At 68.4% G+C, this 22,752-nt stretch carries 19 protein-coding genes; 9 read left to right on the top strand and 10 right to left on the bottom strand.

Going from position 1 to position 22,752, the window contains the following annotated elements; genetic code table 11:
• Positions 1–73: 73 nt before the first annotated feature.
• From IEX33_RS12795 to IEX33_RS12785, 3 genes are read right to left on the bottom strand one after another with little or no spacing between them, the layout of a single operon-like run.
• Complete coding sequence (locus IEX33_RS12795) at positions 74–505, bottom strand: DUF2177 family protein (RefSeq protein WP_104186296.1); 432 nt, start codon at positions 503–505, stop codon at positions 74–76.
• Positions 502–2,370 (bottom strand): AMP-dependent synthetase/ligase, encoded by a 1,869-nt coding sequence (locus IEX33_RS12790; protein ID WP_377090803.1) that lies wholly within the window; start codon positions 2,368–2,370, stop codon positions 502–504. Before IEX33_RS12790 ends, IEX33_RS12795 begins: the two co-directional genes overlap by 4 nt.
• Positions 2,367–2,828 carry a MarR family winged helix-turn-helix transcriptional regulator gene (locus tag IEX33_RS12785; protein ID WP_188730712.1) on the bottom strand — a complete coding sequence of 154 codons (462 nt, stop codon included), beginning with the start codon at positions 2,826–2,828 and terminating at the stop codon, positions 2,367–2,369. The genes IEX33_RS12790 and IEX33_RS12785 overlap by 4 nt, the downstream gene beginning before the upstream one ends.
• A 125-nt stretch (positions 2,829–2,953) precedes the next feature.
• On the opposite strand from IEX33_RS12785, the gene IEX33_RS12780 reads away from it, so the two are divergent.
• The 3 genes from IEX33_RS12780 to IEX33_RS12770 all read left to right on the top strand — a co-directional run bounded on the left by IEX33_RS12780 (position 2,954) and on the right by IEX33_RS12770 (position 4,742).
• Positions 2,954–3,820 (top strand): DUF1295 domain-containing protein, encoded by an 867-nt coding sequence (locus tag IEX33_RS12780; RefSeq protein WP_188730711.1) that lies wholly within the window; start codon positions 2,954–2,956, stop codon positions 3,818–3,820.
• Positions 3,821–3,936: 116 nt separating this feature from the next.
• The gene (locus IEX33_RS12775; protein ID WP_188730709.1) at positions 3,937–4,320 is read left to right on the top strand and encodes a DUF1304 family protein; all 384 of its coding nucleotides are present in this window, start codon (positions 3,937–3,939) and stop codon (positions 4,318–4,320) included.
• Positions 4,321–4,406: 86 nt separating this feature from the next.
• Entirely contained in the window at positions 4,407–4,742 is a 336-nt protein-coding gene (locus tag IEX33_RS12770; protein WP_188730707.1) for a cupin domain-containing protein, read from the top strand.
• Here the strand turns inward: IEX33_RS12770 and IEX33_RS12765 are convergent.
• Positions 4,726–6,270 (bottom strand): serine hydrolase domain-containing protein, encoded by a 1,545-nt coding sequence (locus tag IEX33_RS12765; RefSeq protein WP_188730705.1) that lies wholly within the window; start codon positions 6,268–6,270, stop codon positions 4,726–4,728. The genes IEX33_RS12770 and IEX33_RS12765 overlap by 17 nt on opposite strands.
• A 113-nt stretch (positions 6,271–6,383) precedes the next feature.
• Between IEX33_RS12765 and IEX33_RS12760 the strand changes: the two genes are divergently transcribed.
• Complete coding sequence (locus tag IEX33_RS12760; protein WP_188730703.1) at positions 6,384–6,914, top strand: GNAT family N-acetyltransferase; 531 nt, start codon at positions 6,384–6,386, stop codon at positions 6,912–6,914.
• Positions 6,911–7,807 (top strand): class I SAM-dependent methyltransferase, encoded by an 897-nt coding sequence (locus IEX33_RS12755; RefSeq protein WP_188730701.1) that lies wholly within the window; start codon positions 6,911–6,913, stop codon positions 7,805–7,807. Before IEX33_RS12760 ends, IEX33_RS12755 begins: the two co-directional genes overlap by 4 nt.
• On the opposite strand, the gene IEX33_RS12750 is transcribed toward IEX33_RS12755, so the two are convergent.
• Both IEX33_RS12750 and IEX33_RS12745 read right to left on the bottom strand, forming a co-directional pair.
• Positions 7,797–8,801 carry a bile acid:sodium symporter family protein gene (locus IEX33_RS12750; RefSeq protein WP_188730699.1) on the bottom strand — a complete coding sequence of 335 codons (1,005 nt, stop codon included), beginning with the start codon at positions 8,799–8,801 and terminating at the stop codon, positions 7,797–7,799. The genes IEX33_RS12755 and IEX33_RS12750 overlap by 11 nt on opposite strands.
• Before the next feature lie 168 nt (positions 8,802–8,969).
• A complete protein-coding gene (locus IEX33_RS12745) occupies positions 8,970–10,511 on the bottom strand; it encodes an alanine/glycine:cation symporter family protein (protein WP_188730697.1) in 1,542 nt (513 codons plus the stop codon).
• 235 nt (positions 10,512–10,746) lie between these two features.
• On the opposite strand from IEX33_RS12745, the gene IEX33_RS12740 reads away from it, so the two are divergent.
• Positions 10,747–11,016: a hypothetical protein gene (locus IEX33_RS12740; RefSeq protein ID WP_188730695.1), complete on the top strand. Its 270-nt coding sequence runs from the start codon at positions 10,747–10,749 to the stop codon at positions 11,014–11,016.
• Positions 11,017–11,054: 38 nt separating this feature from the next.
• On the opposite strand, the gene IEX33_RS12735 is transcribed toward IEX33_RS12740, so the two are convergent.
• Both IEX33_RS12735 and IEX33_RS12730 read right to left on the bottom strand, forming a co-directional pair.
• On the bottom strand, positions 11,055–12,440 hold the full coding sequence (locus IEX33_RS12735; protein WP_188730693.1) for an MBL fold metallo-hydrolase RNA specificity domain-containing protein: 1,386 nt from the start codon (positions 12,438–12,440) through the stop codon (positions 11,055–11,057).
• 13 nt (positions 12,441–12,453) lie between these two features.
• Entirely contained in the window at positions 12,454–15,093 is a 2,640-nt protein-coding gene (locus IEX33_RS12730) for a PEP/pyruvate-binding domain-containing protein (RefSeq protein ID WP_188730691.1), read from the bottom strand.
• A gap of 173 nt (positions 15,094–15,266) precedes the next feature.
• On the opposite strand from IEX33_RS12730, the gene IEX33_RS12725 reads away from it, so the two are divergent.
• The 3 genes from IEX33_RS12725 (at position 15,267) to IEX33_RS12715 (ending at position 18,164) form a co-directional block, all read left to right on the top strand.
• On the top strand, positions 15,267–16,493 hold the full coding sequence (locus IEX33_RS12725; RefSeq protein ID WP_229675364.1) for a Vgb family protein: 1,227 nt from the start codon (positions 15,267–15,269) through the stop codon (positions 16,491–16,493).
• Positions 16,494–16,624: 131 nt separating this feature from the next.
• Positions 16,625–18,019, top strand: coding sequence for an OFA family MFS transporter (locus IEX33_RS12720; RefSeq protein WP_188730689.1), 1,395 nt, complete (start codon positions 16,625–16,627; stop codon positions 18,017–18,019).
• 1 nt (position 18,020) lies between these two features.
• The gene (locus IEX33_RS12715) at positions 18,021–18,164 is read left to right on the top strand and encodes an MFS transporter small subunit (RefSeq protein ID WP_188730686.1); all 144 of its coding nucleotides are present in this window, start codon (positions 18,021–18,023) and stop codon (positions 18,162–18,164) included.
• Positions 18,165–18,176: 12 nt separating this feature from the next.
• Here IEX33_RS12715 and IEX33_RS12710 read toward each other — a convergent pair whose 3' ends face one another.
• Positions 18,177–19,859, bottom strand: a complete 1,683-nt coding sequence (locus IEX33_RS12710) for a SulP family inorganic anion transporter (RefSeq protein WP_188730684.1) — start codon at positions 19,857–19,859, stop codon at positions 18,177–18,179.
• Between the two features lie 72 nt (positions 19,860–19,931).
• Positions 19,932–22,745, bottom strand: coding sequence for a PEP/pyruvate-binding domain-containing protein (locus tag IEX33_RS12705; protein WP_188730683.1), 2,814 nt, complete (start codon positions 22,743–22,745; stop codon positions 19,932–19,934).
• Positions 22,746–22,752 lie beyond the last annotated feature (7 nt).

Below are 22,752 nucleotides of genomic sequence, written 5' to 3'. Positions count from 1 at the left end.
TGCGTGCCGCCGTCGGACCCGCCCCTGGTGGTTCCTGCTGTGGCCAGGAGTGCGCTGGCCAGGGGCGGGTTGGTCAGGACGCGCGGTCCTTCGCCAGGAACCGGCGCAGGACGGTGGCCGTCAGCCAGGTGACCAGGCTGCAGGCCGCGGCACCCCAGAGGATGTCCGTTACGGCGACGACGGCGGGGAAGTCCTTGAGCACGGCAAACGCCGTCAGCGCCCAGGTGGCGTAGGTGAAGAAGCCGAACAGCGCCGCGCCCGTGACCCGCTGCCGCATGGTGGCGTGTGCGTCGTTGGGCCGGACGCCGTAGTGCACCATCCCGGCCACAAAGATGAGGTAGAAGGCCACGGCTCCGGCAGCGTTGGGCCTGGGGGCAATCAGGTGGCCGATCTGGCTTTGGTAGAGGTTGCTCGCCACAAAGCTGATCCAGACGAGGTCCAGCACAGCGAAGATCACGGCGGTGACCGCGTAGGAAATCAGCCATCTCTTGGTCCGGGTGTTCATGCTTGGCTCCTTGACTCGGCGTAGAGGTTCTCCACGATGTGGCGGGCGCGTTCGGTGAAAGCAGTGCGTTTGAGTTTCATGGTGGGTGTGACCATTCCGTTGGCCTCGCTGAGGTCGGCCAGCAGGAGCACGAACGTGCGCACCTGCTCGGAGCGGGCCAGCTTGGCGTTCGCGGCAGTGACCGCCTTGCCAATGGTGCTGAGGAGGCGCGCATCCTCGATCTGGACGGCGCCGCCGTCGTCCGGGATCCGCAGCCCGGCGAGATCGTTGATGCCCTGGCGCTCGGCCCATGCGGTGACGGACTCGGGGTCCAGAAGCACCAGCCCGCCCAGGTACGGTTTGCCCTCGCCCACCATGACGGCGTGGGCCACGAGCGGATCGCCCTCCACATAGCCTTCCCAGATGGCCGGGGTGATGGTCTTGCCGCCGGCGGTGACAATCACGTCCTTGATCCGGCCCTTGAGGGTGAGCCGTCCCAGTTCGTCGAGCTCTCCGAGGTCCCCTGTGTGGAAGTACCCGTCCGTGAACGCGTCCTGGTTGTCCGCCGGTTTGCGGTAGCCGGCGAACACGCCCACGCCGCGGGCGAGTACCTCGCCGCGGTCCGAGATGCGCACGGCGGTTCCGGGCATCGGGACGCCCACCGTGCCGGCGCTGATGGCGTCCGGCATGTTCCCGGTGAGCGGCGCGGTGGTTTCCGTGAGGCCGTAGCCCTCGATGACGGGCAGGCCCAGGCCGCGGAAAAACAGGGACAGCTCGGCGTCCAGCGCGGCCGCGCCGGAGAGCAGGTAGTCCAGGCGGCCGCCCACCAGCGCGCGGAGCCGGGCGTAGAAGAGGCGGTCGAACACGGCGTGCCTGGCACGCAGGCCAAGCGGGGCGCGGACGGAGGGGTCGGCGTCGTGCGCTTCGGCGAACCGGCCCCACTCCACAGCGGCCTGCTGCGCCGCAGCCCACACCCGCCCAAGGTGTTTCCGGGCCGCGGCGGCGGCAGCGGACGCCTGGATCTTCTGGAGCACGCGGGGGACCACCACCAGGAACGTGGGCTTCAGGACGCCCAGGGCGGGCACCACGTCCTTGGGATCGGAGAGGTGGGCGATGCGCATGCCGTTGGCCAGGCAGATCAGCTGCAGGCCGCGGGCCAGCACGTGGGCCATGGGCAGGAAGATGACGGTGTTGCCGCCTTCGCGGACCACACCCGTGTAGGCGGCGCCCACGTTGAGCACCTGGCCCACGAAATTGCCATGGGTGATCAGGGCGCCCTTGGGAGCGGCGGTGGTGCCGGAGGTATAGACGATGGTGGCTACCGAGTTCAGGTCCGGCAGCAGGCGCCGCTCCTCAACGGCGCTGTCCGGGACGGCGGCGCCGCGCTGCGTCAGCTCGGCAAGGTCCGCACCGGGACGTGCGTCCATGGTCCAGACGCCCAGGTTGGTCCGCCCGGCCTGTTCAAAGCCCTGTTCCAGCAGGAGGGCATGCCCGGCGGTGCCGGCGACGGCCAGGCGGACGGCGGCGTCGTCCAGGACCGCGGCCACCTGGGGCAGGGCGGAGGTTTCGTAGACGGGGACCACGACGGCGGCGGCGAACCACGCAGCCATGTCCGCCACCGCCCACTCGTACCGGGTGGGGGACATGATGGCGAGGGATTCGCCGGGCTGCAGTCCGGCGGCGATGAGGCCTTTGGCCAGGGCGCGCACCTCCCCGACGAACTGCCGGGTGGTCACCTGGCGCCACGGATCCGTGATGGCGCCTCCCGGGGTCCGCACCTCGAAGGCAACGTGGTCCGGGGACGTCCTGAACCGCTGCATCAGCAGCTCCGTGGCGTTCCGGTGGCTGGACGGTTCAACCAGCAGCGGGGTGGAGAACTCTCTCAAGCGGTGTCCTTTGGTGTAAGCGTGTGCAGGTGGTCCTGCATTAGGCGCTGGGCGGTGTGGAGGAACCCGGCCACGGCGTCCTGCTGGGCGGCCGGCAGCGATTCGATGTGCCGGTTGGTGGCGTCCATGAGGGGCCGCATCAGGTGCATGATGTCCCGGGATGCCGCGGCCGTGGCGCTGACGTGGACATGGCGGCGGTCGCCTTCGCTGCGGAGGCGTTCGGCGTAGCCGCGGGTTTGCAGCCGGTTGACGATCGCAGTGGTTGTGGCGGCCGTGGCGCCCAACTTCACAGCGAGGGTTCCCACCGTCATGGGTCCGGACTGGGACAGGGCGGAGAGGGCGCGGTAATCGGTGAGGTTCAACCCCAGCCTGCCTGCCACTTCGCGTTCGGTTTCGTTGGCCAGTGCCAGCACGGCCTGAAGGGCGACGGCGGCCGGATGGTACGTAGGTGTGCCCATGGTTCCTCCTCTCCTTCGCTAGTCTATATAGTAATTAGATAAGCTTGTAATCAAATCAGTTTGAAGAGGCGATTGTGCCGGTGCCTCCTGCGGCTCCCGGCGCGGCGTGGGAAAGGAACATCCTTATGAAGGATTCGGACCGTAAGGCGCTCATCATTTTTGTGGTTGCGGTGCTGGTGGGGGCTCTCGTTGCCGTCGCCGGCAGCCAGGGTGGTGCCACCGTGGGCGGCTTCCCGTTGTTCGGCCTGGGGGTGGCGGCGGCGTTCCTCATCCAGTGGCTGGCCTTTGTCCCCGCGTTCAAGGCGCAGACCGAAAAGTACTACGACCTCACCGGCGCCCTGACCTACATCTCCATCACCGTCCTCCTGGTTCTGCTGACTCCCGGCGTTGATGCGCGGGGGCTGCTGCTGGCTGCCATGGTGGTGGTGTGGGCGGGGCGGTTGGGAAGCTTCCTGTTCCGGCGCGTCAGCAAGCACGGCAAGGACGACCGCTTCGACGAGATCAAGCCGTCCTTCCTCCGCTTCCTGAACACCTGGACCGTGCAGGGGCTGTGGGTGGTCCTTACCGCGGCCGCGGCCTGGATCGCGATCACTTCCGCCACTCGGGTGGGCCTGGACTGGTGGGCATTGGCGGGCTTCCTGGTGTGGGCTGTTGGCTTCGGCATCGAGGCAGTGGCGGACAGCCAGAAGGGCCGGTTCAAGGCGGACCCGGCCAATGAGGGCAGGTTCATCTCCACGGGCCTGTGGTCCAAGTCCCGGCACCCCAACTACTTCGGCGAGATTGTGCTCTGGATCGGCGTGCTCCTGTTCGCCGTGCCGGTACTGGAGGGGTGGCAGTGGGTGGCCCTGCTGTCCCCGGTCTTCGTGGCGCTGCTGCTGATCAAGGGCAGCGGCATCCCGCTCCTGGAGAAGAAGGCGGACAAGAAGTGGGGCGGCGAGCGCGAGTACGAGGAATACAAGAAAAACACCCCGGTCCTGATTCCGAAGCTGTAGGAGGAGCTGGCGAGCTTCCTTCCGGCCATCCGGAGGGGTGCCGCGGAGTACTACAGAAGTAGTGACATTGGGTGGCTCGAGTAGTAGCTTGTATCCATGACAGGAGCCGCTGTCACATGAACCCGCTCAGCCAGTCCATCGCCGGACTCTTCGCCGTGGTCCTCATCGCCGTCTTCGTGATGGAGGTGTTCTTCCATCACCGCCCGGAGCTCTCCAAGTTCACGCTCATCAAGCCTGGGGATGTGAATCCTCTGGTGCGCGTGGCGGCCATCAACCTCGGGTTCTACAACCTCAGCTACGCCGTGGGCCTGATCACCGGCCTGGTGCTGCTGAACACTGACTGGGTGGAAGCGGGCCGGGCCCTGGTGCTGTTCGGATGTGCGGCCCATGTCCTTCTCGGCATCGTGCTCTATATCTCCGAGCGGCGGCTGTGGACGGGCGCCCTGATGCAATCCGTTCCACCCTTGATTGTCCTCTTGGCCAACTGGATGTGGGGATGAGTGGTCTTCCGTTCGACGAGGCCCCGGCCCGGAGATAGGGACGCAGGGCCCTAGCTCTCCCTGTCCCTGATGGGTACGGTGTCCGAATGCAGAAGATATCGATTGATGCCCTGGCCCGCCAGCAACTCGAGGCGGCGGTGGCGGTTCCCAGCGGGCGGGCGGCGGACACGGCGTTCGGCGGCCACGAGAAGAAGCTGCGCCAGACGGTGATGGCCTTCCGGGCCGGCACCCAGCTGAGCGAGCACCAGAACCCAGGCGAGGCCACGGTTTACGTGATCAGGGGATCGGTCTGGCTGAAGGCCGGTGGTGAGGCCTGGCAGGGCAAGGCCGGTGACCTCCTCATCGTCCCGGACGGGCTGCACAGCCTGGAGGCGGAGGAGGACTCGGCGGTGCTGTTCACGGTGGTCAAGACGGACCGGTAATTTCTGCGGTCCTCAGCTGGGCCAGGAGCCATACGGTCCGCGGGATGGGCCAGATGACCGCCAGCCCAAGGACGGGCACCAGCGAGACCCCGACGTCGGGAAACTGGCGGATGATCACGGACAGGTGGGTGTCGAACCGGGCGGGCGCGTAGGCGAGGCACAGCCACAGGGCGAAACCGTCCAGGGCGAGCGCGGCCGTGCCCACGGCGAGGGGTGCGAGCCGGCGCCCCGGGGCGGAGCGTCCCCGGAGCAGGAAGTGGAGCGAGAGCGACAGGCTCAGCACCTCCGCCACCAGCAAAGCCAGCGCAACGGCCCAGCTGTAGCGCTGCAGCCAGTCCTCGTGGATGACCGCGGGCACGGGGGAGTGGCCGTGGAGGATCCGCAGGATGTTGGTGTCGATGGCCTTCAGCCGGGATGGTGCGGCAGTGTCGTTGCCGTTGATCACCAGCGCTACGCCAAGGCCGGAGGCCGGAACCATGGCCAGGTAGGTGTGGCTGTTGCCCCATTCCCCCTGGTGCTCCAGCAGCAGCGGCAGGTCCCCGTCCGGGACCGGCCGTGAGGGGGCCACGGACTCCACCAGCGGCCGGGTGAACCAGCCCATGGCGTACCCCTTGGACCCGTCCACCTGCACCCGGGGTTCGAACATCGCCGCCACGCTCGACGGCTCAAGGATCCGCACCCCTCCGTACCGGCCGCCGTCGAGCAGTGCCGCCAGCCCGTTGCCCAGGTCCTCGGCGGAGGCGTAAAGGGTGCTAGACGGCATCCCGGCGAGGGGTGCGGGGACGTCGGTCGGCAGCCAGGACGAGCTGAACCACCGGGAATAGCCGGCCGCAACATTGTCGTCCTGCGCGGCAGCCCGGGTGGGATGGCTGTGAAACATGTCCAGTGGCCCAAAGACGTGCTCTTCCAGATAGTCCCCGAAAGGCTGGCCGGAGACGGTCTGCACCAGGACGCCCAGAATGTTGAAGTTGGCGCTGGCGTAGTGAAAGCCCCGGCCCGGTTCACCGGCCAGGGGAGCGTCCGCCAGGGCGCGGACCGTTTCCTCCAGTGCTTCCGGGTCCTGGCGGCGGGAGGCTTCGAAAGCGGTGTCCCGGGAACTCATGCCACTGGCCTGGTGGAGCAGGTGCCTGACGGTGATGTCCGCCGACCGGGGGTCGTTGAGCGTGAACCACGGCAGGTAGGTCCGCACGGGCTCATCCAGCCGCAGCCGCCCCGCCTCAACCTGCTGCATCACGGCGATTGCGGTGAGGGACTTGCTGGTGGAGGCAAGCAGGACAGGGGTCTGGGCAGTCATCGGCCGTCCGGAAGGGTCAGCGTGGCCGAAGGCTGCGGAGTGCACCCGGGTCCCGTCACGGACGACGGCGATGGCGGCACCGGGAATGCCGAGCGTATCCATTTGTTCCCGCAGGAACGAGTCCACGGCCTGGTAGTCCTGCCCGCGCTGGGCAGGCGGGGCAGCAGCACCGAGAGTGGCGGCCAGGAGGAGGCACAGCAGGAGGCCGCGCGATAACCAGGAGATACTCCGCATGGCTGCACCTGCTTCGGCCGACCGTCCCTTCACGGTAGGGCGTGGCGGAACGGAAAACAATGAGGCCGGGCGCCTGCACGGAAACTCACCTGGTCGGTGGCTAGGCTGGCGCAATGGACTTCCAGCTTCGCCAGGCCACACCCGAGGACGCCGAGGCGGTGGTGCTCATGCAGACACTGGCGCATGAGGAGTGCTACCCGCACCTGCTCTCGCCCGGGTTCTTCCGCGGCCGCAGGGCCAGCATCCCGGAACGGGTGGAGCGGCGCCGGCCGCACCTGGCTGTCCCGGATCCGCGGGTCATCGCCGTGGACGCCAACAACGAACTGGTGGGCTTCGCGGACGCCGGACCGGGCCGCGACGTCGACGGCCCCGAAGCGCTGGAGCTGTACTCGATCTACACCCTCCGCCGGACGTATGGAACGGGGCTCGGCGCAGCACTGATGCGTGCCGCCATCGGCGACGGGCCAGCCTACCTCTGGGTGGTGGAGGACAACCCGCGGGCGCTGGCCTTTTACCTCAAGCAGGGCTTCCGTCCCGACGGGAAACGCAACACGCTGCCACCCGAGTGGGAGTCGCTGCCTGAATTCCGCATGGTCCGGGACGGCACACGACCTGCAGGCCCTGGCATAGACTCGCCAGCATGAGTGACAGCCGGATGGCGATCGACTGGGATTCCGCACGCGCCAGCAACCTGGCCAACTGGGAGGACCGGGTCCCCCTGCACGAAGAGGCGTACGGTATCAGTGCACTGGATGACCCCAAATATCTGACCAGCGTGGTCCGGACGGACCTCGCCGCCCTGGTGCCCTACCTCCCGAACGGCACGGTCTCCGGCCTGGACGTGTGCCACCTTCAGTGCCACATCGGCACGGACACGCTGTCCCTGGCCAGGGCCGGGGCCCGCGTCACCGGCGTCGACTTCTCCCCGGCCGCCCTGGCGTCCGCCGCCAGCCTGGCCGCGCGTCTTGGCTTGGACGCCACGTGGGTGGAGACGGACGTCCTGGAAGCCCGCGCCGCTGTCGTCGGCTCTTTCGATCTGGTGTACACAAGCATCGGCACGATCAACTGGCTGCCTGACCTGGAGCGCTGGGCGGTCCAGGTGGCAGGGCTCCTGCGGCCGGGAGGGACCTTCTACATCAGGGACGGGCACCCGGCCCTGTACGCCATTGACGAGCACGCGGACGGACTGCAGCTCCGGTACCCGTACTTCGGAACAGGCCAGGCGCAGGTCTGGGACGACGCGACAACCTACGCGGGGGACGGCACGGTGGCGCATGCCCGGACCTATGAGTGGGCGCATCCTTTGTCCGCCATCATCAACTCCCTGATAGGAGCCGGCCTGCAGATTCTCCGCCTGGAGGAGGGGAGGACCCTCCCGTGGAAGTTCGCGCCCCGCATGGTGGAGGTGCCGGACGGTTTCGCGTGGCCCGAAGCCGAGCGGGACCGTGTGCCCTGCACGTACACGGTCATCGCCCGGAAGCCGGGGGAGCGGGCGGAGCCTGCAGGACCTCCGGAAGGAACCCGGACTACTCCGTAACGGCCGCCGGAACCGCCTCGCCCTGGCGCTGCACGGGAGTGCTGCGGCGGCGCCAGTAAGCGGCCAGCACGGCTCCGGACACGTTGTGCCAGACGGAGAAAATGGCGCCGGGCAGTGCAGATTCGGGGGTCAGGTACTGCCGGGCCAGGCCTGCCGCGAGGCCCGAGTTCTGCATGCCCACCTCAACCGCGGTGGTGCGGCGGGAAGGAACCGGCAGCTTGAACAGGCGGGCGGCGCCGTAGCCAAGGGCATAGCCGAGGCCGTTGTGCAGGATGACGGCCACAAGGACCAGCAGCCCTGCGGCGAAGATGGCCTTCGCGCTGGCGGCAACCACCGCAACCACCACGGCCGTGATGGCGAGGACCGAAATCCAGGGGAGTGCGGGCAGCGCCTTGGTGACCAGGCGCGGCAGGAAGAGCCGGATAATGAGCCCCAGCAGCACGGGGAACAGCACGATCTGCACGATGGACCACGCCATGGAGCCGGCATCCACCGGCATGTACTGGCCGGCCAGCCACAGCGCCAGGACGGGGGTCAGCAAGGGAGCAAGCAGCGTGGACACGGTGGTCATCGCCACGGAGAGGGCGACGTCGCCCCGGGCCAGGTAGGAGACCACGTTGGAGGCTGTTCCGCCGGGGCAGCAGCCCACCAGGATGACGCCGGCTGCCAGCGCCGGCGGCAGCCCCAGCGCCGCCGCGATCAGCCAGCCCAGCAGCGGCATGATGGCGTACTGCGCCACCACGCCGATCACCACGGGGACGGGTCGTTTGGCGATAACGGCAAAGTCAGGGGGAGTGAGGGTCAGCCCCATGCCGAACATGATGACCCCCAGCAGGGGGTTGATCCAGGGGCCGAGTCCGGTGAAGGAGGTGGGGGTGGCAAGCGCCACGGCACCTCCGGCCAGGATCAGCACGGGGAAGAGTGTGACGGCGATGCGGGCGCTGCGTTCTTCGGCGGCTGAAGCCGTCGTCGAAGATTCGGGTAAGGAAGACATACCTACCGGATTATCACAGCGGAGGTTCTGTTCCAGAATCAGGGGCCTTGATGACGCCGCCGTTAATGGCGCCTCGATGACGGCGGGGGTGTGGCCGTGCGCCGCGCAAACGGCGCGGCGCACGGCCCAGTGTGTACTCAGTGCATTGTGTACTGCGTACGGTGCGTACTAGGCGCGGGCGGATTCCTTCTCGCGCTCGGCCGGCTTGTAGGACTCCCAGAAGGTGGCCCCGGTGATTCCGAGGGGCCGGGGGTCGAAGACCGGGTCGAGGCCGAGCTTCTGCTGCCGCTCAAAGTCCTTGAGCGCCTTAAAGGCCGGCTTCTGCAGGATCAGGATGCCGATGATGTTCAGCCATGCCATGAGGCCGACGCCGATGTCCCCCATCACCCACGCGTTGGCGGCGGTGTTCACGCAGCCGTAGGCGACGGCGATCAGGATGCCCACCTGCAGGGCCATGGTGGTTACGCGGCCCACGCTGGCACGGATGCCGGGGATCACCTTGTTGGAGGACTTGCCCACCAGGAACCGGAGGTTGGTTTCCGCCATGTAGTAGTAGGCGATGATCGTGGTCAGGCAGAAGAAGAACAGGGTGACGGCGATGAACGCGGCACCCACGCCGGGGAAGACGGAGTCGAACCCGGTCTGCACGTACTGGGGCCCGACGACGGCCGTCGCGGACAGCAGGCCGCCCTCGGCGAGGATCTCACCGTCTTCGGTTCCTCCGGAGAAGACGCGGTAGGCGCCGGTGGAGAGGATCAGGAAGCCGGTGGCCGAGCAGACGAACAGCGTGTCGATGTACACCGCGAAGGCCTGGACCAGGCCCTGCTTGGCCGGGTGGGAGACCTCGGCGGCGGCAGCGGCGTGCGGGCCCGTGCCCTGGCCGGCCTCGTTGGAGTAGACGCCGCGCTTGACGCCCCACATCACGGCCAGGCCGATGATGGCGCCGAGGGCGGAATCCATGCCGAAGGCGCTGCGGAACACCAGCGAGAGGATCTCCGGGAGCTGGGAGGCGTTGATGAACACGACGATCAGGGCGAGGATGATGTAGCCGACGGCCATGAACGGCACCACGAACGAGGCGACGCTGGCGATGCGCTTGACGCCGCCGATGATGACGAACGCCAGGACGATCACGGAGCCGACCGAGACGATCCAGGGGTCAATGGTCCAGGCACCGGCGATGGCGGTGGCCATGGAGTTGGCCTGGACACCCGGCATCAGGACGCCGCAGGCCAGGACGGTCACGGCGGCGAAGACGTAGCCGTAGACCTTGAAGAAGCCGGCGCCCTTGGTGTGGGAGAGCGCGCGGGAGAGGTAGTAGGCCGGGCCGCCGCGGTATTCGCCGGACAGCGGGTCGCGGGTCTTGTAGATCTGGCCGAGGGTGGACTCGATGAAGGACGTGGAGGCGCCCAGGAAGGCCACAGCCCACATCCAGAACAGGGCGCCCGGTCCGCCGAAGGCGATCGCGGTGGCGACGCCGGCGATGTTGCCTGTGCCCACGCGGCCGGACAGGGACATGGCCAGGGCCTGGAACGAGGAGACGCCGGAGGCGGACTTTTCGCCCCGGAACAGCTGCTCGATCATTCCCTTGACGTGCCGGACCTGCAGGAAGCGTGTCCGGACCGAGAAGTAGACTCCGGTGGCGAGGCAGAGATAAACCAGCCAGTCGCTCCAGATCACGCTATTTATTGCTGACAAAACACCGCTCATAAGTGTGGGTTCCCTCCATGGAAGAGCGCGGGTGATGCGGTTCGGGGGTGGACGCTGTTGGGTGAACGGAAGTGGCGCACACCACACCAAAACCTGTGAAGTGTCGCACAAAGGCCCGTCGTCCGTCCATTTGACTAATTCGCAGGCTGTCGTTCACGTCACATTGGCGAATTTGTGGTGGATGCTGCAAGGTGCGCGAGACTTGGAGTCCGGCCACAACGAAAGCAGTTTCTCCGTGATTACTCTCCAGCAGGACGCAGAAGGCTTCATCCGGATGAACCGGCGGTACCCCGCCAGCGTCCGCATCAGGATCAATTTCAACGACGGCAGCACCGGCGAGTTCTCAGGCCAGGCCCTCAACCACGCCTACGACGCCGCCCTGGCGGAGTTCCGGGCGAAGAACAACCTCGACGCGCGGGGATACTCCCGGACGTCCGCGGGCCGCTCGAACTCCGGCAACAAAATCGACTTCGTTCCGGTGCACCCCGGGATGCGCGAGGAGTAGGCGCACCCGCCCCCGGGGCGAGGCTGGCCGACGGTCCGTCAGCGGGGGTTCTCGAGCGAGATGGTCTCCAGATGCTCCGGGACGCGGACTTTCCATCCGAGCTGGTGCTTGATGCGCGCCCGGAGGGTGTCCGAGGCGTCCGGTTCCCCGTGGGTGATGTACGTCATGGACGGCGCCTGGGGGGCAGCCTTCATCCATTGGATGATTTCGTTGGAGTCGGCGTGCGCGGACAGTCCTTCCATCTGGATGACCTCCGCCTCGATCCTGACTTCCTGGCCGTAGATGCGCAGGTACTTTTCGCCCGCGGCCAAGGAAGCGCCCCTGGTTCCGCCCGCCTGGTAGCCGCTGAGGATGATGGCGTTCCGCCTGTCGGGTCCGTAGCTTGCCAGGTGATGGAGGATCCGTCCGCCGGTGAGCATGCCGCTGGCCGAGATGATGATCATGGGCCCACCGCGGAGGTTGAGCAGTTTGGACTCGTCCGGGCTGCGGACGGGGACGGCCACTTTGTACATGGCCTCGAATTCGTGGTCCTTGAGCCGGTGTTCCTCGCGGTGCCGCTGGTACATGCCGGACGCGTCGATGGCCATGGGGCTGTTCAGGTAGACGGGGATCGGCGGAATGGCGCCTTTGGCCAGGAGGCGTGAGAGGTGCAGCAGCACCGTCTCGGCCCGGCCCACCGCGAACGCAGCGATCATGATGACCCCCTGCCGCTTGGCCACCCGCCTGATGATCTCGCCCAGTTCGGTTTCCGGGTTTCCCGCCGGGTGCTCCCGGTCGCCGTAGGTGGATTCGGTGACCAGCACGTTGACCGGTTCCAGTGCCCGGGGCGGGTACATCAGCGGGTCCTGCGCGCGGCCAAGATCCCCGGTGAAGTGGACGGTCCGGCCGCCCAGTTTGAGGTGCACCTGTGCCGCGCCGAGGATGTGGCCGGCAGGCAGGAACGTTGCCTCGATGCCCCCGGGCAGCGGGAACGGCGCATCGAAGCCGCGGGTGATGAAACTGTCGAGCGACCGGACGGCGTCGGCTGCCGTATAGAGGGGTACGGGAGGGTGGTGCGACGTGGATCCAGTGTGGTCTGCATAGCGGGCCTCCTCTTCCTGGAGGTATCCGCTGTCCGGAAGCAGCAGCTTGCACAGCTCCGTTGTGCCGGCCGTTGCGTACACAGGGCCGCGGAAACCGTCCCGGACCAGCGCGGGGATGTACCCGGTGTGGTCCAGGTGTGCATGCGTCAGGACAACGGCGTCGATGTTCGCGGGATTGACCGGGAAAGGCACGCGGTTGCGGTCGCGGAGGCGTTTGTAACCCTGGAAGAGTCCGCAGTCCACCAGGACCTGCCGGCCTTGTGAACGGACAAGGTACCGGGAACCCGTCACGGTGTCCGTCGCCCCCAGAAAACGCAGCGTCGGCGGATGCTGTTCCCTCATGCCTGCTCCTCACTCACGGATGCTCGATGGTGACCGTGCCGGCGTCGCCATCCACGGTGACCTGCTGGCCGGTGGCCAGCCGCTGCGTGGCCGCGCCGGTGCCAAGGACGGCGGGGATGCCGTACTCGCGGGCCACGATGGAGCTGTGGCTCAGCGGGCCGCCCACGTCCGTCACGATCGCTGAGGCCATGGCGAACAGCGGTGTCCAGGCGGGCGTGGTGATCCGGGCAACCAGGACATCTCCGGGCTCCATCCGGCCGAAGTCCCGGGGCCCGCCCAGGACTCGGGCCGGAGCGGTGACCCGTCCAGAACTGGCACCCACGCCCTTGATGACATCGCCGTGCTGGCGCTGCGACGCCGCCGGCATCATGGACCCGAAGGCCTTCTCCATCCACCGGCGCTCCGGGAGCATCTGTGGGGCGGCGGCCCTCGCCTGGCCCCGCCACAGCATCCGGCGTTCCTCGACGGCGGCAGCGCGGACGGGGCGGTTCGCTCCGGTGATGACGGCCTGGGCCCCGGGTGCGGCGAGGCCGAACTCAACGGCGGTCCGCACCTCCTGGAAGCGCAGCCAGAACACGTCGGCGGGCTCCGTGATGACGCCGGAAGCCACCAGCCGGCGCCCGAGTTCCAGCAGCATCTGCCGCAGCAGCGGCCACGCGAGTCCGACGTCGGCCAGCGCGTCCTCGCGGATTGGCGCGGTGTGCTGGGCCCACCGGAGCAGCCGGAGGAAGGCGGCCCGGTGGCGCGGCCCCAGCCGGGCGGCCACCTGTTCAGTCAGAGCCTCCCGTCGCTCGGTCAACAGCCGCTGCCGCTCATGCGGGTCGGTGCCCTGCCCCCGCAGGTAGAACTTCACCGTCACCAGGAGGGTGGACGGATCATCGGCGGCCACCGGGGTAGCGAAATCAAGGTTGTAGACCGCATGGCCGTAGAGGTCCAGGTGCTCCCGGAAGGCGAAGCGCCACTCCTGCCACAGGGCGTCGTCCACCCCTGCGGGCGGCGACCCTGTGCGCTGGCACTCGGCGAGCTCCGCCGTCGGCCGTTTCAGCAGCACTGATGTCAGACCGGGGTCACTGCGGGCCCAGGCGGCCAGGTCCCACAGGGACTTCTCCGCCCGGATGGGTTCGCTGTCGTACCCCAGGAGGAACGTCTGGGCAGGCGGATCCCCGGCACGCCGGGCCAGCTTGTCGTAGAAGGTGCGGAAGGCGAGCTCGCTGCTGGTGGCGAGCGGAATGATGGACTGCACGGCCGTGTAATACACGGTGCCGGCGTCCAGCAGGGCCTGCGCGCCCGCCAGCAGTTCCTCGCCGGTAAGCTCCGCCGGCGGCTTTGCCTGCCAGTCCTTGATGGCCTGCCCGTAGCGGGGGTGGGAGAACCCGCGCCAGCCTTCGATCCCCATGTGGGCCTTGCCCCGGGCCAGCGCACCCACCGCCGGCACCAGTCGGCCTGTCATCCGCAGCAGTCCCGAGGTGCGGTAATAGTAGTAGGCGTAGCCGTTCACGGTGGGCAGTCCAACGTCGCCGTCGCGGATGACGTTCCTGCCCAGGGCCTCCGCCATCAGGGCCTGCAGGGACTTTGCCACGGAGCCGTCCACCAGGTCGGCGAACAGCGGCGAGAGTGGGTCCGGCAGCTGTTCCACGATGCTCGCGCGGAAGTAGAGCCCGTTCGGGTACGGCACGGGCCAGGCCTCCGGGGTGTCCGCCGTTGGCTCGGGCAGCGCGGTGATGGGGCGGGACTGCAGGATGAAGAACCTGCCGCCGGCCCGCGCCCACTCGATGTCCTGCGGCGCACCGAAGTGCCCGGCCGCCCGCTGTCCGTGGCCGGCAAGTTCCGCCGCCTCCCGGTCATCAAGGACGGGTTCACGACGGCGGGCTGCCGCCACCGGCTGCTCCCGGGTGCCGTTCTCCGCATAGACAGTCATGACGTCCTTGTCCGCTGTCCGCCGCGACAGCACGGAGCCGGTCCCGGTGTCCACCACCACGTCATCGGTGGTGACCGTCCCGCTGACCACCGATTCGCCCAGGCCCCACGCGGCACTGATCACGGTCTGGTCCCGCCGGCCGTTGGCGGGGTTGGCGGTGAACATGACCCCGGCGGCCTCGGCCTCCACCATCTGCTGGATCACGACGGCGAGGCGCACCTGGCCGGGTTCCACGCCTTCACGCGCGCGGTAGGACATGGCGCGCGCCGTCCAGAGCGAGGCCCAGCAGCCGGTCACTGCCGTGGACAGTTCCACCATGCCGCGGACGTTCAGGGAAGTTTCCTGCTGCCCCGCGAAACTGGCCGAGGCGAGGTCCTCGGCCGTGGCGGAGGAGCGGACTGCCACGGGTGTTCCGCTGCCGAGGCGCCCGTAGGCGGCACCGAGTTCGGCGGCGATCCCGGCGGGCATGGTGCCGGTTGCGAACAGGGCGCTGATCCGCCGGGAGGCATCCTGGTACGCCTGCGGCTCCGCCTCCGGTGGCAGCGCCGCGAGTTCCTGGATGCCGGCCGCGAGGTTGTTGGCGTCCACGAACTCTGAGTACGCGGCGGTGGTGAGCACGAACCCGGGCGGGACCGGCAGCCCGGCCCGGATGAGGCCGCCCAGCCCCACGGCCTTGCCGCCCGCTACGGCAACGTCTCCTGGCCCCACATCGCTGAGGTCCCTGATATAGGTCATGGCCGCGCGTCCTTGCTGCCCGGCTGGGGGCGCCTGGGGGTGAACCTGATGCTCACATACTGGCACCGCCAGGGGCGGGTGGCCATGGGTCCAAAGTCAGGTTCCGAACCCGGCGGCCGGCGGTAGTATCGGAGGGTTGCCGCGGGGTCGGCAGCAGTTTTGGGGGAAACACCGTGCTTCACAAGCTGTTCCGCCGTGCCGCCGGCATGGTCTCTTCCGTCCGGACGGCGCTGCTGGCCGGCGCCGCAATCTTGCTCGCATCCGCCGTCGTAGCCGTTCCGGCGTCCGCCGCCGATGCCACGGTGATTGACGCCGTCGGGCAGCCGTTGGGTATTGCGTACGGTCCCGACGGGGCTCTGTACGTCAGTGACTACAACTGGGTGGGCGGCGTCAGCGTCTACCAGCCGGGCGAGGCCCAGGCCTCCCGTCACATCACGGTGGGCCATTTTTCAACGTCCCTGGCCGTCACTGCCGACGGAACGGTGTACGTGCTCCAGCACACCGAGTCCCAGCAGACGGAGCTGGGAGTCGTGGCGCCCGGTGCCAGCGGGGTGTCCGCGACCATTCCGTTGACGCAGGGCAACCATTGGCTGGCCGCAGCACCGGACGGGTCGCTGTATGTGGCCAGTCCCTCCGAGGGGACCGTTTCGGTGGTTCCGCCGGGTGGAACCCGCGTGGAGCGCGTCCTGGACGCCGGCCCCTTCCCGGTGGAGGTGGCGGTGGCCAGGGACGGCACAGCGTACGCCGCCAACCAGCACGCCGGGACCGTCACCGTGATTCCCGCCGGTGCCGCAGGCCCCTCGCACACCGTTGACGTGGGGAGGACGTCCAGCCCGCACGGCATCGCCGCCGCGCCGGATGGAACTGTCTACGTGGCGAACGTCCTCTCCGGCGACGTCGCCGTCATCGAGCCCGCCGGCACCACCGTGTCGCAACGGATCAGGGTGGGCCGCGGACCGCAGGAGGTGGCGGCCGGTCCGGACGGAACGGTGTACGTGACCAACAGTGTGGACAATACAGTCTCGGTGATCCCGCCGGGAGCTGATGCCGTGGCCCAAACACTTGCCACGGGCGAGGACCCCGGCCGCCTGGCAATTGCGGCAGATGGTTCGGTGGCCGTGGTCAACAGGGGAAGCAAGACAGTCACCGTGTTCGACGGCGGATCGGACGGCTCCGCCGCTGCGGCCGCCGCGGGCAGGGAAGACCCGCCGGCGGCCGCCGCCGCCACTCCTTCAGCACCTCCATCCGAAGGCGCAGTCATCGCCGAGGGTTCCTTCGATGTTGCGCTTCCTGCTGTCGCCGCCGGGGCTGGTGCGCTGGTGCTGGCAGGTGCAGCCTCCCTTGTCACCGTGCTCCGGCGGCGCCGTTCGTCGCGGATTACCTACCGCCCACCGCATTAAAGATACGTTTGCTTACTATTTGCCCCATGATTGCCGGAGGCCGCAGCGCGTAAGAGGGACTTTCGCCTCTGGAGGGGTATGCGCTGCGGCAGCTACAGGACACTGACGTCTTTGACGAGCAAGGGAGCACCATGGGCTGGCTGGACCGAGAACGAACCGTTGCCCCGCCGGGATTCAACCGCTGGCTGGTGCCGCCCGCGGCGCTCGCCGTCCACCTCTGCATCGGCCAGGCCTACGCCACGAGCGTGTACAAGACGGCCCTGGTCAAGCATTTCGGCGCCAGCCTGACCGAGATCGGCGTGATCTTCTCCATCGCCATCGTGATGCTGGGCCTGTCCGCCGCCATCATGGGCACCTGGGTGGACCGGAACGGCCCGCGCAAGGCCATGTTCACGTCAGCCATGTTCTGGGCGGGCGGCTTCCTGATCGGATCGCTCGGCATCTTCACCCAGCAGCTCTGGCTCGTGTACCTCGGCTACGGCGTGGTGGGCGGCATCGGCCTGGGCATCGGCTACATCTCACCGGTGTCCACCCTGATCAAATGGTTCCCGGACCGCCCGGGCCTGGCCACCGGCATGGCCATCATGGGCTTCGGCGGCGGCGCGCTGATCGCCAGCCCCGTCTCCACGGCGCTGCTCAGAATGTACGATCCCAACTCCGGTGCCACGGACTGGGTGGCCAGCGGCGATGCCGTGGGCAAGCTCTTCCTCACGCTCGCCGTCGTCTACCTCGCCTACATGCTGTTCGGCGCCTTCACCATCAAGGTCCCCGCGGACGGCTGGAAGCCGGCCGGGTTCGATCCCGCCAAGGTCAAGGCCGCCAAGCTGGTCACCACGGAGAACGTCTCGGCCAAGAACGCCGTCAAGACCAGGCAGTTCTGGCTGGTGTGGATCGCGCTGTTCTGCAACGTGACCGCAGGCATCGGCATCCTGGAGCAGGCCGCGCCGATGATCCAGGACTTCTTCCGCCAGTCCGACGGCGTCTCCCTGGTGAGTGCCGCCGTCGCCGCAGGCTTCGTGGGGCTTCTCTCCATCGGCAACATGGCCGGACGCTTTGCCTGGTCCGCCACCTCCGACATCACCGGCCGCAAGCGCATCTACATGGTGTACCTGGGCGTCGGCGCCGTGCTTTACACGGTGCTGGCGCTGGCCGGCTCCACCACCACGGTCCTCTACGTGGCGCTGGCGTTCGTCATCATCTCCTTCTACGGCGGCGGTTTCGCCACCGTGCCGGCCTACCTGCGGGACCTCTTCGGGACCTACCAGGTAGGTGCCATCCACGGCCGGCTGCTGACCGCCTGGTCCGCCGCCGGTGTGGCCGGGCCGCTGATCGTCAACGCGTTCCTGGACGCCCAGGGCAAGCCCGGCCAGCTGAACGCCGTGTCCTACCAGCCGGCGCTGCTGACCATGGTGGTGCTGCTGGTGATCGGCTTCCTGGCCAACCTGATGGTCAAGCCGGTGGACGCACGATTCCACGAACCCCGCCCGGACCGCGGACGGGCACACGAACCTGCCATGGAGGCCTGAGATGAGCACCGCACACAACACCGGCGCGAAGGCGCCCGCCACAATGTCCACCGGCAAACTCGCCGTCGCCTGGGCGCTGGTGGGTGTCCCGCTGGCGTACGGGATCTACCAAACCCTGACCCGGGTGGCGGCGCTGTTCGGCTAGGGAACTCCGCTGTCAGCGCCGCTGGAACGCCCGCACTGCCTCGCCCACCGTCGGGTAGAAGTGTCCGGGCGAGAAGCGGGCGGCCATGCCGTACTGCAACAGCCTGTCTTTAACCGGTCCCTTGAGTTCGGCGAACACCAGGTCCACGCCGTGCCGTTCCAGCCATTCGTCAAGCTGCACCAGCTCGTCCAGAGCGGTGGTGTCGATTCCCGTCACGGGCTCTGCCGCCAGAACCACGCGTTCGGTGCCGGGCGGCGCCTGGTCCAGCTTGTTGCGCACGAAGGACCCCAGCAGCGCTCCGTTGCCGAAGAACAGGGGTGCGTCGAAGCGCAGGATCAGCATGCCGGGGACGCGTTCCCCATCCGGATGGCGGCTTACGTCGTGGTATCCCGGCACCCCGGGCACATCCACCAGTTCAGCACGGTAGGGCTCCCAGGCCCGCCGCAGGAAGTCCAGGATTGCCAGGCCAACGGCAACGGCGATGCCCGTGAGGACCCCCAGGATGGTGACCCCCAGAAACGCCGCGAGCATCACCAGCGATTCACTGCGGCTCATGCCGATGAGCCGCAGCACGCCTGCAGGGTCGGCCAGTGCTGCGGCTGCGGCGATGACAATGGCGGCAAGGGTGGCGGCCGGCAGGAACTCGGTGGTGCCGGGCGCCAGGAGCATAAAGCCGAGCACCAGGATGGCGCCCACCACGCCGGTGACCTGGGTTTTTGCCCCGGACTCCACGGCCACGGGCGTGCGGGACGTGCTGGCCGAGATCGGGAAGCCGCCCATTAGCCCGCTGGCAGCGTTGGCCGCACCCAGGGCAGCCATTTCATGGTTGCCGGAGACCCTTTTGTCCTCCGCCGCGGCCAGGGACTGGGACAGGGTTCCGGTATCAACAAAGACGATGAGGGCGATGGCCGCGGCCGCGGGCAACAACGCCAGGACGTCGGCCCAGCCAATGCCGCCAAGGGCAGGCGCGGGGAGCCCCTGCGGAAGGGCGCCCGTCACCCGGACGCGCCCCTGGAGTTCCAGCAGGGCCACGGCGATGCAGGACGCAACCACTGCAATCAGCACGCCCGGTATTTTCCATTTCAGCGAGCGGGGAACCAGGATGAGCGCCAGCGAGGCCAGGCCAATCAGCAGTGCCGCCATGTTGGTCTCCCCGGCGAGTACCTTCGGCACCGCGGCGAGGAGTCTTTCCCAGGGTGTGCCGCCTTCCACGGAAATCCCCAGAAGGGTGGGAATCTGGGACACGGCCACCAGCAAGGCGATGCCGTTGAGGTAGCCGAGCCGGATGGGCTTGGACAGGAGTCCCGTGACGATTCCCAGCCGCAGGGCAGAACCACACAGCAGAATGACGCCGATCAGGATGGCCAGGAGCCCCGCCAGCGCCACGGATTCCTCATCGTTGGCCGCGGCGAAAGGGATGAGGGCCGCAACGATCATCGGGGCAAGCGAGGAATCCGGCCCCAGCACCAGCACGCGTGACGGCCCCACAGCTGCGTAGACAATCAGGGGCACCACCGTTGCGTAGAGGCCGGTCACCGGTGGCAGGCCGGCGGCCTGGGCGTACGCCATGCCCGCGGGGACCAGGATTGCGAAAAGCGCGGTGCCGGCCAGCAGGTCATGGCGCAGCCACTCCATCCTGTAGCCACGCAGAGTTGGCGGAACCCACCAGGACAGGGTCTTTCCGGATCGGCGCATCTTCAGATCATGTCCCAACAATGCCCCTGCCCGCCATCGACAGTCCGGCGGCCGAACGCCCGGTGAACCGCCTCACCAGGTCACGGTACCGGCCGCACCGTCCACCGTGATGCTCTGGCCGTCGTGCAGCCGCGTGGTGGCATCGGCAACACCCACCACGGCGGGAATACCGTACTCGCGGGCCACCACCGCCCCGTGCGAGACGACACCGCCCATCTCCATCACCAACGCGCCTGCCGTCATGAACAGCGGCGTCCAGCCGGGGTCCGTGGAGGGGGCCACCAGGATTTCGCCTGGTTCCAGGCGGGCGCCCACAGGATCCATGATCACCCTTACCCTCCCGGTGGCGGTGCCCGCGGAAGCGGGTGTCCCCGTCAGGCGGTCCGCGGCAGCCTGTTGCGGCAGGGCGGCGGCCGCCATCATGGCGGCTTCCACGTCGGTGCCGTCCGAAAGCAGGAGGCGCGGAATGCGCCGGCGCCGCAGTTCGACGTCGTACAGCCGACGGCGGCGGGTGACGATTCCCTTCAGGTCCGCGCCGCGAAGGCCCACACGCAGTTCGTCGAAGTCCAGGAAGAACACGTCACCGGCGTCGCCGATGGTTCCGTTCTTCACCAGTTCGGCGCCCACCTCCGCCAGCTGCCGGTGCATCTCCGCCAGTACCAGCACAATGCAGAACTTGGGCAGTTCCCGCAGGCCGGCGAGCTGCCGTGTCCGGTGCAGGCACAACGCCACCAGGCGCCCCCGCAGCCGGCTCTCCGTCCCGGCACGCTCCACCAGTTCGCTGATCCGGGCCTCCGCGTGCCCGGCGGCCCTGGCGAACTGGCGGTCCGGGGCCTGTTCGGGATCCTCCACGCGGAGGTAGTTGGAGACCATGCCGAGAATGTGGTCCGGCTCCTCGAACCACCTGGGCATCCCCAGGTCGATCTCCGCCACCGCCCGGTGGCCGTACTGGGACAGGAATGCCTGCAGCCCGGACTGGGCGGCGCCGGGCAGCGTGCCCGCCTTGAAGCGGACCGCCAGGTCTCCGGGTGTCAGCCCACTGAACGCCCTGCGGACTTCCGGGTCCTTCCCCAGGGACACGGCAAGGTGCCACAGCTCCAGGTCCATGATGGTGGTCACGTTGTGGGGCAGCCCGCGCAGCACAGCCTCAAGTTCACGCGGCTCGGCAATTCCGCGCAGCAGCCTCCGGGCACCGGCCAGCATCAGGTACCCCATGGCCGGGGCCGGCAGCGAGGCCTGGATCAACCCCTTGAACGTAATGGTAAGGATGTCCTCGGTGTGCTGGAGCCGCCTGGCCGCAGTGGCCGGCAGCGGGAGGGCCAGCCGGGCTGCGAGGCGGTCCTGGTACCGCCGCGCCCTCCGCAGTTCCCGGTCCGGCCACAGCAGGGCACGGACCATGCCGGGAATGATCCCCAGGAAGACGCCCAGTCCCTGGGTGCCTTCAGCGCCTTTGGACTGCGTCCGGGAAGGGGCGGTCTTGTCCTTGCGGCCGGCTTTCCTGCGGGGTGGCCGGGCAACGCTGAACCGCGGATCGTCCAGGAGGGCAGGGAGGATCGCTGCCGACCGTCCGTCCGCGAGCGGCAGCAGTTTGGCAATGACCTCGCGGCCCGATTTGTTGCGGAGGATGGGTGTCAGGTCCACGTACATCCGCAGGCCCGGGTTCAGGGTTTTCCACGGCCCGCTGTTGTTGCCGCGCATAAGGGCCAGCACATGGAGGCCCATCGGGGTGAGGGGGCGGGTTAGGCCTTGCATCAGGGTGCCGCACAGGTAAACGCGGGTGTCCGCGCCTGGCGCTGCGCCGGCCGGCCCCACCGTGCTGGTTTGCCCGGTGAACGGGTCCTCCTCCGGCAGCGGGTAGAGGGTGGTGATGGGCCGCGACTGGGTCAGCCAGGCTTTGCCGCCGTCGTCGATCACCCATTCCACGTCCTGGGGCGCGCCGAACAGCCGCTGGGCGTCGTCGCCAAGGGAGGTCAGTTCGCGAAGCTGCACCCCGGTCAGGGTGGACGGCTGGTCCTTTGGCTGGTGCAGGATCCGGCCCGAGGCCGTCTCCACCACGAAATGGTCCGGGTTCACGGTGCCGGACACCACCTGCTGTCCCGGCCCCGAGCTGGCGTCGATGACCGTCTGGGTCCGGGTGCCGGTCACGGGGTTGGCGGTGAACAGTACACCGGCCGTGGCGGCGTCCACCATACGTTGAACCACGACGGCGAGGCCCACCTCGCGGTGGCTGATCCCGTTCGTGGTGCGGTAGGCCACCGCCCGGTCCGTCCAGAGCGAGGCCCAGCAGCGCCGGACGGCCTGGACGACGGCGTCGGCTCCGTCCACGTCCATGAAGGAGTCCTGCTGCCCTGCGAAGCTGGCGAAGGGGAGGTCTTCGGCGGTGGCGGAGGAGCGCACCGCCACCGGGCCGCTGCCCATCGCGGCGTAGGCGTCACGGATGGCGGCCTCGACAACGGGCGGCACCGGCGCTGCCAACATGGCATCGCGGGCCTGCTGCGCGAGGCTGTCCCGGTCGTCGTGCGAAAGTCCGCGACCGCCGTCGGACGTTTCCGCCATGGCCAGCCTCTCTGAACCGTCCCGGCGGGTGCCGCCCGGTAGGAGGCTATCCAGCCCGACCTCGTCCAGTTCCATGCCGTCCAGTTCTATGCTGTCCAGTTCCATGCCGCCCAGTCGGGCGGCGATGGCGTCCATGTCCGTGGGTGCGGCATTCCGGTAAGCCGCCGTCGTCAGGCAGAAGCCCGGCGGAACGGGGAAGTCGGCGGCAACAAGCCGGCCTAGGTTGAGGGCCTTGCCGCCCACGGCGGCCAGCGACGCTGATGCCATGTTGCCGAGATCAACAACCAGGTCCGGCCCGGCGCTGCCCTGCTCAGTGCTTCCTGAAGCCATGTCCTGC

Source organism: Pseudarthrobacter scleromae (assembly GCF_014644515.1).
Classification (GTDB): Bacteria; Actinomycetota; Actinomycetes; order Actinomycetales; family Micrococcaceae; genus Arthrobacter; species Arthrobacter scleromae.
Note: the sequence above shows the minus strand (reverse complement) of the source record. Positions and strands in the feature narration are given on the sequence as shown.